Genomic DNA, 13,447 nt, shown 5'->3' on the forward strand with positions numbered 1-13,447 from the left:
TCATTCTTGGTTTGACGAAGTCGTATCGATAATAACGACTGTTAATGAGCAGGATGATGAGTAATTCTGACCCATTCGAAATTGAAAACGAAAAGATGGAATCTCAAGAGATGCGATATCTAGCGAAATGCTTCGCTGTGTCGTGCTCGTTCTAAGGGGGAATGCCCATCGCGTCCGAGAACCGGCCTGCGCCGGTCTGCCTGTCTTCGGAACTGCTACCTGCGAGGCCTGGGTCGCGGTGAGGCGTATCGCGCGTTCGCGACGAGGGCGCGCAGGAACGCGACGCGCCGCATTCCCGAAGGCGAAGAATCCGCCGCGTGGCTCACCCGACCCGCGGCGGCGGACTCGTACGTGCGCTGTCGCTCCGTCCGGTCCCGGCCCGGATCAGAAGGATCCGCCCGTAATCTCGACGCGCCCGTCGAGGCCGATGATGCGTCCGAGACCGCGAACGCGGTTCAACAGGCGGTCGCCGCTCAAGGCCTCCCAGGCATGGGGCAGCCGCAGCACCACGCGGCCGTCTTCGACGGCCAGCGGGGCCCGCCCGAGGGCGCCATCCATGCCGGCGGAGATCGGGAAGGCGACGCGGAGCAACGCGCCCAGCAGACGGGCCCGCTCGAACAGGCGCGGACCGGCCACACTCCGGAGCATCGGGTTCGCCTTTTCCGGGGCGAGCCCGGTATGCCGCAGCGATACCGCCAGGGCGAGATAGGCCCGCCCCGGATGGTCGACACCGACGAACGCCGCGTTCTGGATCACCGCGATGCTCTGCTCGTCGCGATAATCGGGATGTGCCCGCCAGCCGACATCCGACAGCAGGCAGCCCGCATGGCGCAGACGGCGCTCGTCGGCGGTCTCGTGACCGTCGAGGGTCGCGACGAACTGGTCCGTCCAGGCGATCAACTCTTCCCCGTGGCGTGGCGAGCGCGCCCGGAGAACATTGAACTCCGACGCCGAGGCCAGAAGCGGATCGAGCAGCCGGGTGTCGCGGTCGAGCTGCTCGAACAGCAGGCCCTCGCGGACGCCCGATGCCGAGATCGCCACCTCCCGCGGGCGTCCGACCCGGATGATCTCCTCCAACACGACGGCGCCGTAGGCGAGCAGCGGGCGCCGTGCTTCCGAGATCGCGTCGACGTCCTGCAGCAGCGCCACATCCGTCTGCTCGACGACCTGCAGGAAACTCAGCTCGTCGCTCGGCTCCACCGCGTAGCCATGCATCACGTGGACGGGGTAGCCGCGGGCCGCCTGGTGAAGTCGCGCGATCGCCCGCCACGTGCCGCCGACCGCGTAGAAGGTCCGCCCGCGCAGGGTCTCGAGCTGCGGCGCGGCCTTGCGCATATACTCGCGCACGATCTTGGATGCTTTCTTGAGCGAGCCGCCGGACAGATCCTGGAGGGCAAGGCCGCCGAGGGGCATGGTCACCCCTTGACCGACCACGGTCCCGCGAACGTCCACGAGTTCGAGGGAGCCGCCGCCCATGTCGCCCACGACCCCGTTCGGCGCGTGGAAGCCCGAGACGACGCCGAGCGCCGACAATTCTGCCTCGCGCCGTCCGGAGAGCAGCTGGATCTCCTGGCCGCAGGCCGCCTCCGCGGCGCGCAGGAAATCCGGACCGTTCTCGGCGTCCCGGGCCGCCGCCGTGGCGAGCACGAACACTTGGCCCACGCGCATCGTCTCGCACAGCACACGAAACCGCGCGAGGGCGGCGAGCGCCCGGGTCACCGCCTCCTCGTTCAGCCGACCGGTCGTCAGGACGTTGCGGCCCAGACCGCACAGCACTTTCTCGTTGTAGAGCGGCGTCGGTGCCCGCGTCAGGCCGTCATAGGCGACGAGCCGCACCGAATTGGAGCCGATATCGATGATTGCCACCGGCTGATGCGCGGCGCTGCCGATCGTCTCCGCATCATGCGCGAGGGTGAGGTTGGCACGAGGGCTGCCCAAGCGTCCGAGTCCTTCATGAGCCCGGTGCGCCTGCCGGCGCGCCGTGCGGGAGGTTTAGCCCAGTGTCGCTGCGCGGCGAAACTCAGCTGCGCTGCGCGCGCCGGCTCAGGGCGCGCGGGCTCGACTTCTTCGAGGCCTTGCCGCGTCCCGAGAGGCTGGGGTTGGTCATGAAGTACTTGTGGGCATTGAACGGCTCCTCGCCATCGGCCGGCTGGATCCGCTCGCAGCCGCCCGAAGCCAGCAGGCGCCAGCTCTGACGGTTGTCGAGCAGGTTGGCCAGCATGATCTGATCGAGCACCTGCTGATGCACCGTCGGATTGGTGATCGGCAGCAGCGCCTCCACGCGGCGGTCGAGGTTCCGGCTCATCAGGTCGGCGGAGGAGATGTAGACCGTGGCCTTCGGGTGCGGCAGCCCGACGCCGTTGCCGAAGGCGTAGATGCGTCCGTGCTCCAGGAAGCGCCCGACGATCGACTTCACCCGGATCGTCTCCGACAGGCCCGGGATGCCGGGCCGCAGGCAGCAGATGCCGCGAACCACGCAGTCGATCTGAACCCCGGCTTCCGAGGCGTCGTAGAGCGCGTCGATGATCTGGCTGTCGACCAGCGAGTTGCACTTGATCCAGATCGCCGCCGGGCGACCCGCCTTCGCATGGGCGACCTCCGCGTCGATGTGCTCGAGGAGGCGATTCTTCAGCGTCAATGGCGAGACCGCCATCCGCTCCAGCTCCGCGGGCTCGGCGTAGCCGGTGATGAAGTTGAAGATGCGCGACACGTCCCGCGCGATGGCGGGGTCCGCCGTGAAGAAGGACAGGTCCGTGTAGACCCGTGCGGTGATCGGGTGGTAGTTGCCGGTGCCGACGTGGCAGTAGGTGACCAGCTTGTCGCCCTCCCGACGGACCACCAGCGACAGCTTGGCGTGGGTCTTCAGCTCCACGAAGCCGAAGACCACCTGCGCGCCGGCCTTCTCAAGATTGCGCGCCCAGCGGATATTCGCTTCCTCGTCGAAGCGCGCCTTCAGTTCCACCAGCGCGGTGACGGACTTGCCCAGCTCCGCGGCTTCGGCGAGCGCCGCGACGATCGGCGAGTTGGACGAGGTCCGGTAGAGCGTCTGCTTGATCGCGACCACGTTCGGGTCACGGGCGGCCTGCGCGAGGAACTGCACCACCGAATCGAAGGATTCGTAGGGGTGGTGGACGATGAAATCCTTCTGGCGGATCGCCGCGAAGACATCGCCGCCGCTCTCGCGGATGCGCTCCGGGAATCGGGGATTGTAGGGCTTGAACTTCAGGTCAGGCCGGTCGATCCCGACCACCTGGGACAGCTCGTTCAGGGCGAGCATGCCCTCCACGATGAAGATCGCGTCCGCGGCGATCTCCAGCTCGTCGGCGACGAAGCTGCGCAGATCCTCCGACATGCCCGCCTCGACCTCGAGCCGGATCACGACGCCCCGGCGCCGCTGCTTCAGGGCCGTCTCGAAATGCAGGACGAGGTCCTCCGCCTCCTCCTCGATTTCCAGATCGGAATCGCGGACGACGCGGAATGCGCCGCTGCCCTTGACGAGGTAGCCCGGGAAGAGCCGCCCGGTGAACATCCCGATCACCTGCTCGATCGTGATCAGCCGCGCCGCGGTCTCGCTGTCGCTCACCGGCAGGCGGACGAAGCGATCGATCACGCCGGGCAGGCGGATGAGGGCGCGCAGCAGCCGGCCGTCCTTGGGACGCACCAGCATCAGCGCGATGGTGGTGCCGAGATTCGGGATGAACGGGAACGGGTGGGCCGGATCGATCGCGAGCGGCGTCAGGACCGGGAAGACGTGGTTGAGGAAATACTCCTCCAGCCACGCCGCCTGATCGGCCGAGAGGGCGGCGGGCTCGACGATGTCGATGTCGGCGGCGTGCAGCTCCGCGCGTAGTTCACGCCAGCGGGCCTGCTGGTCGGCGGCGAGGCGCGAGACCTCCACGCCGATCCGGGCCAGCTGCTCGGACGGCGACAGGCCGTCCTGCGACGGGACCGTGATCCCGGCCCGCACCTGATCGATCAGGCCGGCCACGCGGACCATGAAGAACTCGTCGAGGTTGTTGGCCGAGATCGACAGGAAGCGGAGGCGCTCCAGCAGCGGATGATTCGGGTTGGACGCCTCCTCCAGAACGCGCCGGTTGAACTGCAGCCAGGACAGCTCGCGGTTCACGAAGCGCTCCGGCGAGTGGCGGAGGGACCGACCGGCCTCCAGCACCGGCTCGCGGGCCGCGCCGGCAACGGGCTCCGCCGGAGCCGCGGCTGCCGGCCACTCGTCACTGGCGTCGGCCGCGGCTGCCGGTGCGGCCCCGGCGGCGATCGAGTCTGTCTGCGTGCGCCGGGTCGCGGGCGCGCGCCGCGTCGTCGGATTGGCCGCCGCGCGCCGACGGGGCTCGGCTGCCTCGTCGGCGGCGTCGCGGTCCACGGGCTTCTGCGTCGATTCCATCCCCGATCCCTGTCTCTTCGCGTCGCTCCTCGCGGCGGCGGAGCGTGTATCACCCTAGACCGGCGGCCTTCACGACAGTTTCGTGACGGCCGCCGCATTCCGCGTTCAGCCGGCCGGATCGGGCTCGTCGTCCAGTCCCATGCGCCGCAGGACGGCCAGCGCGAGCGGCCGGCTGATCCGGCGTCCGCGCCCGAGGGCGTCGCGGTCGAGCTCGGCGACGACGTCCCGGGCGCGGCCCAGCGACCGGTCGATGCGCAGGGCCAGCGAATCGATTACCCCGAGATCGACCACCAGCTGCCGGTCCACGAACAGCTTGACCAGGACCGCCCGCAGCAGGGCGTCGTCCGGCGCCTCGATGGCGATGCGCGGCGCCAGCCGGAGCCGCGAGCGCAGGTCCGGCGTGGCGAGGCCGAGGGCGTCGATCCCGGTGCCGCTCGTCAGCAGGATCGGGCAGGCGCGCTCCCGCGCCCGGTTGAGCAGATGGAACAGCGCCGCTTCGTCGAGCCGTTCCGTCCGGTCGATATCCTCGATGACCAGAGCGCCGTTCGAGATGAGGTGCTGGATCGCGTCGGCCCCCAGCTCGGCGGCCGGGAGGGTCCAGGCATGGGCGCACTCTGCCCAGATCGCCGCGAGATGGCTCTTGCCGCTGCCCGAGGGACCGGTGAGGACCAGCACACTGTCCGGCCAGTCCGGCCAAGCCTCGATCAGCGCGTAGGCGGCCTCGTTGGCCGGTCCCACGAGGAAATCCTCGCGCCCATAGCGTGGGTCGAGGGGCAGGTCGAAGGCCAATTGTCGGGGTGGTGCGTTCTCGCGCATGTGTCGCCCAGGATCACCCCTCGCCCGTGGAGGTCAAGGCCGCAGCGTCTTTGCCGTCGTGCTCGATCAAGATCGGCTGTCCGGCATGGTAGAGGCGGCTCTCCAGATAGCGGGCCAGGGCGAAGCGGACGAGCACGCCGATGGAGGCCGCGATCGGGACAGCGAGCAGCAGCCCGACGAAGCCGAACAGCGTGCCGAAGGCGAGCAGGGCGAACATCAGCCAGACCGGGTGAAGCCCGGTGGAATCGCCGACGAGCTTCGGCGAGATGACGTTGCCTTCGAGAAACTGCCCGACGAGGAACACGCCCACGGTCAGGCCGAGATACAGCCAGTCCCCGGATGGCCAGAACTGGACCAGGGCGACGCCGACGGAGAGCAGGAAGCCGGTGAGCGTGCCGACATAGGGAATGAAGGTGAGAAACCCCGCGATCAGGCCGATCAGCACGCCGAAGTTGAGACCGACCAGCCAGAGGCCGATCGCGTAGAAGCTGCCCAGGATGAGGCAGACCAGGGTCTGGCCGCGCACATAGCCGGTGACGGCGCCGTCGATCTGGCGCGCGAGGTCGCGCACCGTCGCGCGGTGCCGGGGCGGCACCCAGCCGTCGATGGCCGCGACCATCCGGTCCCAATCCACCAGGATGTAGAACGCGACGACCGGCGTCACCACCAGAAGCGAGGCGATCGAGATCAGGGCCTGGCTGCCCGACCAGAGGGATTTCAGAAAGGCCAGGAGCCACGTCCCCGCCTGGGTCGCCAGCGTTCCGACGGAGGATTGCAGCTCCGTGAGGACATTCGCGCCGCCGACGCGTTCCAGCAGAGACCCGGAGCGCTCCGCGATGATGGCCTGGAGCCGCGACACCATTCCGGGCAGCGCATTGACCAGGGCGACGACCTGATTGGCCGTGAGCGGGATCAGGATCAGCAGCGTCACCACGAGGACGACGACGAACAATGCCAGGATCAGCAGGCTCGCGGCCAGCCGGCCGAGGCCGAGGCGCTCCAGCCGGTCGGCCAGGGGATCGAGGAGATAGGCCAGGGTGATGCCGGCCACGAAGGGCAGCATCACTTCCCGGAGGAGGTAGATGATCAATCCCAGAGCGACCACAGCGGCCAGCCCGATCACAGCCCGTGCGCGCACGTCGACGCTCCCCCAGACACCACGCCCGCGGGCAGAGTGGGTATGCGGCGCGTGCCGATCAAGGCGCCGCCGCAGCCGACTCGCGTGGCGCGCGCGAAGCCGCTAGAGCGGGGCCAGATTGGAACGAGGTGGCGCGGGCATGACGGCCAAGGACGGCAACGAGCCGAAGACGGGGCTCACCTACGCGGCGGCGGGCGTCGACATCGATGCCGGTAACGCCATGGTCGAGACGATCAAGCCGCTGGTGCGCTCGACCCGGCGCCCGGGCGCCGACGCCGAGATCGGGGGCTTCGGCGGCCTGTTCGACCTGAAGGCTGCGGGCTTCCGCGATCCGATCCTGGTGGCGGCCAATGACGGCGTCGGCACCAAGGTCAAGATCGCCATCGAGACCGGGCGCCACGACACGATCGGCATCGATCTCGTGGCGATGTGCGTGAACGACATCATCGTCCAGGGCGCCGAGCCGCTGTTCTTCCTCGACTACTACGCCACCGGCAAGCTGGTCCCGGGCGTCGGCGCCGACATCGTGCGCGGCATCGCCGAAGGCTGCCGGCAGGCGGGCTGCGCGCTGATCGGCGGCGAGACCGCCGAGATGCCGGGCCTCTACGATGGATCCGACTACGACCTCGCGGGCTTCTCGGTGGGAGCCGCCGAGCGCGGCACGCTTCTGCCGCGTCCGGGGATCCGGCCCGGCGACGTTGTGCTCGGCCTCCCCTCCTCCGGGGTGCATTCCAACGGCTTCTCGCTGGTCCGCCGGATCGTCGCGAAAAGCGGCCTCGGCTGGGACGCGCCGGCCCCGTTCGCCCCCGGGCGCAGCCTCGGCGAGGCGCTGCTGGAGCCGACCCGGATCTACGTGAAGCCCCTGCTGGCGGCGCTCGGCGCCACGGACGGGATCCGGGCGCTCGCTCACATCACGGGGGGTGGCTTCCCGGACAACCTGCCCCGCGTCCTGCCGGACGATGTCGGCATCGCCATCGACCTCGACGCGGTCACCCCGCCCCCGGTCTTCGGCTGGCTCGCCCGCGAGGGCGGCGTCGCCGAGGCGGAGATGCTGCGCACCTTCAATTGCGGAATCGGCATGGTGGTGATCGCCGCTGCCGACGCGGTGGACGACGTCGACGAGGCCCTGACCCGGGCCGGCGAGACGCCCGTGCGCCTCGGCCGGATCACGGCGCGCGGCTCCGAGCCCGTGACCTTCAGCGGAAACCTCGCCCTCTGATGGCGACCGCCCGCAAGACCCGCGTCGCCATCCTCATCTCGGGGCGCGGCTCGAACATGGTCGCGCTGCTGGAGGCGGCGCAGGATCCCGCCTTCCCGGCCGAGATCGTGCTCGTCGTGTCGAACCGCCCGGAGGCCGCCGGCCTCGCCCGCGCGGCGGAGGCGGGCATCCCGACGCAGGCCATCGACCACAAGGCCTTCGCCGACCGCGCCGGCTTCGATGCCGCCCTCGACGCCGCCCTGCGGGGGGCCGAGGTCGACCTCGTGTGCCTCGCGGGCTTCATGCGGATCCTGACGACGGATTTCGTGGCGTCCTGGGCCGGCCGGATGCTCAACATCCACCCGTCGCTCCTGCCCCTGTTCAAGGGCACGCACACGCACCGGCAGGCGCTCGACGCCGGCGTGCGCCTGCACGGCTGCACCGTGCATTTCGTCGTGCCGGAGCTGGATGCGGGTCCGATCGTCGCTCAAGCCGCGATCCCGGTCCGCCAGGACGACGATCCCGACAGCCTCGCCGACCGGGTGATCGTGCAGGAGCGCCGTCTCTACCCGGCCGTGCTCGCCCTGGTGGCCGGCGGCCGCGCCCGCCTGGACGGCGACCGCGTGGTGATCGCCGACGAGGCGCCCGACGGCGTTCTGTTCAGCCTTTAGCGGGCGGCCCATCGTCCCTGCGAGCGGAGCTCGGCGATCCGGCATCGCCCGCTCGCCGACGTTCCGATGCGCTGGGCTGCTTCGCTGCGCTCGCAGAGGCGACGTCTACCGAAGCAGCCCTGTCTGCGTCCTCAGACGGGGCGCTGCAGCTTGCAGCTGTCCAGCGCCGAGAGGGCCTTCGCGCGGGCGGAATCGTTGAAGTAGCCCGTGGTCCGGTAGGCCTCGATCTCGGCGGCGTCGAGGCTGCGCAGGGTCTGCTTGGCGTAGCAGCCGCAGGGGCGCTCCAGGGACGCCTCGGGGGCGCTGGTCATGCGGGCCTGGACGATCGTGCAGGCGTGGCGCACGCGGCCTTCGAGATTGGCCTTGCTGGCGGTCTTAAGGGCCGGATCCGGCTCGTACTGCTGGAAGGGGGCCGAGGATCCGCCCGCGAGGGCGGCGGTCGCGCCGAGGGCGAACAGGCCGGTCGCGATCAGCAGGGGCAGGCGGCGCATCGTCATGGTCGGGGTCGTCCGAGGGCTGAGGTTGGCTAAGCTCGGCTGTTGGACGCTTCCGGGCTCCGTCCCGTCAAGGACGGCCCGGTCACACCCGGCGGCATTCCCGATGCCGCCGGGTGCGGTGCGTGACGATGGCGGGTCGGTGTGCCCAACCCGCCACCGCCCGTCGCCTCAGGCGGCGATATCGGAATCCTTGAAGAACTGCGCGATCTCGATCTTGGCGTTCTCGGCGCTGTCGGACCCGTGCACGGTGTTCTCGCCCACGGACTCGGCGAACTTCTTGCGGATCGTGCCCTCGGCGGCCTGGGCCGGATTGGTCGCGCCCATCACCTCACGGTATTTGGCCACCGCGTTCTCGCCCTCGAGAACCTGGACCACCACCGGGCCGGAGGTCATGAAGGTCACGAGCTCGCCGAAGAACGGGCGCTCCTTGTGCACCTCGTAGAACTTCTCGGCCTGCTCCTTGGTCATGCGGATGCGACGCTGGCCGACGATGCGGAGGCCCGCCTCCTCGATCACGGCGTTGACCGCGCCGGTCAGGTTCCGCCGCGTCGCGTCGGGCTTCAGGATCGAGAAGGTGCGCTCGGTGGCCATGGTGCGTCCGGTCTGTCTGTGGAAAAGGTTTGCGGCACGCCGGGAGGCCGGACGCGCCGCGGCAGCGAAAATTTCGCTTCGGCGCCGGGCTTATAGCGGGCGCCCCCCCGTGCCTCAAGCGGCGTCCCGGAACCGGCCGGTCCAAGCGCAGCCGTGGCTCTGCCGCAACACGGCCGAAAAATCGCCCGATTGCGACGGCCTAGTCGCGCACCAACCGACTTCGTCCACCCCTCGGGCGTCCGCGACGCCCCAATCCCGGAGACGAACCATGCGACTCGCTCTCAGCGCCAGCCTGCTTCTCGCCGGCCTCACCGCCGCCGCCGCCGACACCGCGAAGGATCCGTCCGGCACCTGGCTCACCGGCGACGGCCGCGCCAAGATCCGGATCGATCGCTGCGGGCCCGGTCAGAAGCTCGTCTGCGGCAAGGTCGTCTGGCTCAAGACGCCGACCTTCGACAACGGCGCTCCCCGCACCGATCTGAAGAATCCCGACCCGAAGAAGCGCGCGCGGCCGGTGATCGGCCTGCAGCTCATCGAAGGCCTCAAGCCGGACGACGAGAAATACACCGGCGAACTCTACAACATCGAAGAAGGCAAGATCTATACGGTCAGCCTGGAGCGCGAGAGCGAGGCCGAACTCAACGTCTCGGGCTGCATGCTCAAGATCCTGTGCGGATCCCAGACCTGGACCCGCGTGCCGGACGTGAACCAGCAGGCGGCGAACAAGAACTGAGCGCCTGTCAGATCGCTGCGAGGCCGCGCTGCACCGCCGGCCTCGCCAGGATGCTCTCGAGCCATCGCGCCACGTTCGGCAGGGTGTTGATGTCGACGCCCTGCTTGAAGTTCAGCTTCGCCCAGGTGAAGGTCGCGATGTCGGCGATGGAATAATCGTCGGCGAGGAAAGCGCGGCCCTCGAGGCGTCGTTCCAGCACGCCGTACAGACGCTTCGCCTCTGCGGTGAACCGGTCGATCGCGTAGGGCAGCTTCTCGGGCGCGTAGATCTTGAAGTGGTGCGTCTGTCCGAGCATCGGTCCGAAGCCCGCCACCTGCCAGAACAGCCACTCGTCGACGAGGACGCGGGCGCGCTCGTCGGCCGGATAGAACTGCCCGGTTTTCCGGCCGAGATACTGCAGGATCGCGCCTGATTCGAAGACCGAGATCGGCTGTCCACCGGGACCCTCCGGATCGACGATGGCCGGGATCTTGTTGTTGGGTGAGATCGCCAGGAAATCGGGAGCGAACTGCTCGTTCTTGGCGATATCCACGGGAACGATGCGGTAGGGGAGCCCGCACTCCTCCAGCATGATCGGGATCTTCCAGCCGTTCGGCGTACTCCAGGTATGGACGTCGATCGGCCGCCCGGACACCGCTGCCATGCTCTGTCTGCTCCTGGACCCAATCGTCGGCGGTGCGATGGTCCTCCGCCTTTTCCGGACAACCCCGACAGTGAAGACGATTTCCCGGCCACGCTCAAGGGCATCCCGAGAGCGGGCCTGAGGATTCGATACGGCGTGGCGGCAGCTGTTGGCGGCTGCGGCGCCGGGCTTGCCGTCTCCCGGGGCGAGCGGCGAGACTGCGTCTCGGGCGTCGCAACGACGCCCGAGGGGGAATATCCGATGATCGATCGTCTCGTCAGGATCGCGATCCTGTCCGTGCCGCTGCTTGCCGCCCAGCCTGTCCTCGCCAAGGAGCCGGCTGCCAAGGAGCCGGCTGCCAAAGAGTCGACAGCCAAGGCGCCGCCGGCCTCCGAGGCGCCCTCGGCGGCGCCGGCCTCGCCCGCAGCGAAGCAGCCGAGCGCCGGCCAGTCCGCCGCCCGCGACCGGCAGAAAACCTGCGGCGCCGAGTGGCGCGCCCTGACCGACGCTCAGAAGGCCGCGCAGGGGCCGAAATGGCCGCAGTACTGGAGCAAGTGCAACAAGCGGCTGAAGGGCGGCGATAAAGCCTGAATCGGTCGCGAACCGCAGCGCTTCTCGATTGTTCAGACATCCGCGGCGGGGCGGCGGGAAAGGCGAGGACATGATGGACCTTCATCCGTCCCTACGGGCGGCGGACGGCGCACCGCGCCGGGTCCGGCATGGCTGAGGCCCCGGTCGCGCCCGCCGCGGATCCGTCGGCCGGGTCGCTTCTCGACCGCGCGGTGGCGTTCCTCGATGCCTGGGTGCCCAAGCCGGCGGCCTGGGCCTTTGCCCTGCGCATCTGGATCGCCATGATGCTGGCGCTGGCGATGGCCTTCTGGCTCCAGCTCGACAGCGCCTCGTCCGCCGCCACCTGCGTGGCGATTCTCGCCCAGCCCAAGCGCGGGCAGGCCATTTCCAAGGCGGTCTACCGCCTGCTCGGCACGCTCATCGGGGCCGCGGTGTCGATCGTCTTCATGGCCCTGTTCGGGCAAGACCGGGTGCTGCTGCTCCTCGGGTTCACCGTCTGGCTCGGCCTCTGCGTCTTCGTCGCCCAGTACCTGCAGGACACACGGGCCTACGGCGCCATGCTGTCCGGCTACACCGTGGCGATCGTCGCGCTGGGCCAGATCGACGACCCGCAGGGCACCTTCGACGCCGCCGTGTCCCGCGTCGCCGTGATCGTTCTCGGCATCGTCGTGATCACCTTCATCAACGACGCCCTCGCCTCGCCGAGCACGTGGCGGGCGCTGCTGCCCCAACTCCGCAAGGGCTGGGACGACACGCGGAGCTATGCCCGGGAGACGCTGGAATCCGGCGATCTCGGCGCGACGCGGACCGCCGCGCTGATCCGCACCATCGCGCCGATGCGGGCCGATGCCAGCGCCATCGCGGGGGAACTCGACGATGGCCGGTTCCGAGCGGCCGGCGCGCGCAGCTGCATCGCCGCCTTGTACGCGATGGCGGCCGCGATCCGCAGCGTGGCGGCCGCGGCCGCGTGCCTGCGCCATCCGAGCCCGGCGGTCGCGGAGGCGATGGCGATCTGCCGAAGGGTGGCCGACGCGCCCGATCCCGATGCCCTCGATCGCGACGACGAGCGCCTGCGCGATCTGGTCGATTCCGCGATCCGGGACGGGAACCGGCCCCTCGACGAGGTGGTGGTTCTCCAGCGCGCCCTGGACTTCGTCTGTGCGGCGACCTTCGCGCAGGACGGCATCCGCGCGGTGGCGGACGGCCACGAGCCCCTGCGCGACGCCCGGCTGCCGACCCATCGCGACTTCCCGGTCGCCCTCCGCGGCGCCCTGCGGGTCGCCCTGAGCTTCGCCGTGACGGCCGCCGCCTTCGTGGCGCTCGGCCTGCCGCAGGCCTCCTTCGCGCTGGTCCAGGTGGCCGCCACCGCGGCCCTGTCCTCCGTGACGCCGGATCCGAAGAAATTCGCCAACGGGGTCGTCATCGGGATGACGCTCGCGGCGACCCTTGCGGGCATCGCCCGCTTCGCGCTCCTGAACGGTGTCCAGGGGTTCCCGATGCTGGCGATCGTCATGGCTCCGGTGATCTTCCTCGGCTGCTTCCTGTCGCTGAACCCGAAGACCTTCGGCATCGGCTTCATCCTGATCGTGTTCTTTCCAGTCCTGCTCGGCCCCTCGAATCCGCAGACCTACGACGCCCTGACCTTCCTGCTGAACGCGTTCCTCGTGGTCGCGGCGGCCGTGATCCTGTCGATCGTCGTCCGCCTGGTCCTGCCGGTCACGCCTGCGCAGCAGCGGGGCTTCGCCCTCGATTCGGCCCGGCGGGCGCTCGCCGACGCGCTAATCGGCCAGGGAGGCGATGCCACCACCCGCACCAGCCTGAATGCCGACCGGCTGTTCCAGTTCGCCGGCTACAGCTCGGGGAGCGGCGCCGTGCGGCGGGCGAACCTGCATCACGCCTTCGCCCTCGCCCGCCTGGAGGCCGCCGCCGCCCGGGCCCACGCGGAGCTGCGCCGCCTCTGGTCCATCGAGGCCCTGCGCGGCGCGATCCCGCGGGCACGGGACGCGTTGGCTTCGGGCGACGATCGCGGGCTCGAGACCGCGGCGCGTGACCTGATCCGGGCCGCCGCCGGCCAGGGCCGGGCCGTGCGGCTCACCACCGCCCGCGCGGCCAGCGATCTCGTCACCGCATCACGGACCATCACCCGCCACCGGCGATTCCTCCATCGCCTCGACATCGCGCTCTTCTGACGGGCGACTTCTTCCGGGGTTAC

12 protein-coding genes are annotated in these 13,447 nt (G+C 69.7%); 5 read left to right on the forward strand and 7 right to left on the reverse strand.

Features of this window, described 5'->3' with window-relative positions; genetic code table 11:
- Positions 1 to 384: 384 nt before the first annotated feature.
- From ppx to ABC766_RS06815, 4 genes are all read right to left on the reverse strand, one after another.
- On the reverse strand, positions 385 to 1,938 hold the full coding sequence (gene ppx / locus ABC766_RS06800) for an exopolyphosphatase (RefSeq protein ID WP_043383698.1): 1,554 nt from the start codon (positions 1,936 to 1,938) through the stop codon (positions 385 to 387).
- Positions 1,939 to 2,020: 82 nt separating this feature from the next.
- Entirely contained in the window at positions 2,021 to 4,399 is a 2,379-nt protein-coding gene (locus tag ABC766_RS06805) for an RNA degradosome polyphosphate kinase (RefSeq protein ID WP_043383697.1), read from the reverse strand.
- 105 nt (positions 4,400 to 4,504) lie between these two features.
- Positions 4,505 to 5,215, reverse strand: a complete 711-nt coding sequence (locus ABC766_RS06810) for a hypothetical protein (RefSeq protein WP_345821586.1) — start codon at positions 5,213 to 5,215, stop codon at positions 4,505 to 4,507.
- Positions 5,216 to 5,228: 13 nt separating this feature from the next.
- Positions 5,229 to 6,353, reverse strand: coding sequence for an AI-2E family transporter (locus ABC766_RS06815; RefSeq protein ID WP_345821587.1), 1,125 nt, complete (start codon positions 6,351 to 6,353; stop codon positions 5,229 to 5,231).
- A gap of 139 nt (positions 6,354 to 6,492) precedes the next feature.
- Between ABC766_RS06815 and purM the strand changes: the two genes are divergently transcribed.
- Both purM and purN read left to right on the forward strand, forming a co-directional pair.
- Complete coding sequence (gene purM, locus ABC766_RS06820) at positions 6,493 to 7,572, forward strand: phosphoribosylformylglycinamidine cyclo-ligase (RefSeq protein WP_278306576.1); 1,080 nt, start codon at positions 6,493 to 6,495, stop codon at positions 7,570 to 7,572.
- Positions 7,572 to 8,222, forward strand: a complete 651-nt coding sequence (gene purN / locus ABC766_RS06825; protein ID WP_179698186.1) for a phosphoribosylglycinamide formyltransferase — start codon at positions 7,572 to 7,574, stop codon at positions 8,220 to 8,222. Before purM ends, purN begins: the two co-directional genes overlap by 1 nt.
- A 131-nt stretch (positions 8,223 to 8,353) precedes the next feature.
- On the opposite strand, the gene ABC766_RS06830 is transcribed toward purN, so the two are convergent.
- Both ABC766_RS06830 and ndk read right to left on the reverse strand, forming a co-directional pair.
- Entirely contained in the window at positions 8,354 to 8,719 is a 366-nt protein-coding gene (locus ABC766_RS06830) for a hypothetical protein (RefSeq protein WP_043383689.1), read from the reverse strand.
- 168 nt (positions 8,720 to 8,887) lie between these two features.
- Positions 8,888 to 9,310 (reverse strand): nucleoside-diphosphate kinase, encoded by a 423-nt coding sequence (gene ndk / locus ABC766_RS06835; protein WP_043073092.1) that lies wholly within the window; start codon positions 9,308 to 9,310, stop codon positions 8,888 to 8,890.
- A 268-nt stretch (positions 9,311 to 9,578) separates the two neighbouring features.
- On the opposite strand from ndk, the gene ABC766_RS06840 reads away from it, so the two are divergent.
- Complete coding sequence (locus ABC766_RS06840) at positions 9,579 to 10,043, forward strand: DUF2147 domain-containing protein (RefSeq protein WP_043347075.1); 465 nt, start codon at positions 9,579 to 9,581, stop codon at positions 10,041 to 10,043.
- Between the two features lie 7 nt (positions 10,044 to 10,050).
- On the opposite strand, the gene ABC766_RS06845 is transcribed toward ABC766_RS06840, so the two are convergent.
- Positions 10,051 to 10,686 (reverse strand): glutathione S-transferase N-terminal domain-containing protein, encoded by a 636-nt coding sequence (locus ABC766_RS06845; protein ID WP_043347074.1) that lies wholly within the window; start codon positions 10,684 to 10,686, stop codon positions 10,051 to 10,053.
- 240 nt (positions 10,687 to 10,926) lie between these two features.
- Here ABC766_RS06845 and ABC766_RS06850 point away from each other — a divergent pair, with 240 nt between their 5' ends.
- Together ABC766_RS06850 and ABC766_RS06855 are read left to right on the forward strand one after the other, a co-directional pair.
- The gene (locus tag ABC766_RS06850) at positions 10,927 to 11,256 is read left to right on the forward strand and encodes a hypothetical protein (protein WP_345821588.1); all 330 of its coding nucleotides are present in this window, start codon (positions 10,927 to 10,929) and stop codon (positions 11,254 to 11,256) included.
- Between the two features lie 128 nt (positions 11,257 to 11,384).
- Positions 11,385 to 13,424, forward strand: a complete 2,040-nt coding sequence (locus tag ABC766_RS06855; RefSeq protein WP_278306573.1) for an FUSC family protein — start codon at positions 11,385 to 11,387, stop codon at positions 13,422 to 13,424.
- Positions 13,425 to 13,447 lie beyond the last annotated feature (23 nt).

The organism is Methylobacterium fujisawaense (genome assembly GCF_039619325.1).
GTDB classification, from domain to species: Bacteria; Pseudomonadota; Alphaproteobacteria; order Rhizobiales; family Beijerinckiaceae; genus Methylobacterium; species Methylobacterium fujisawaense.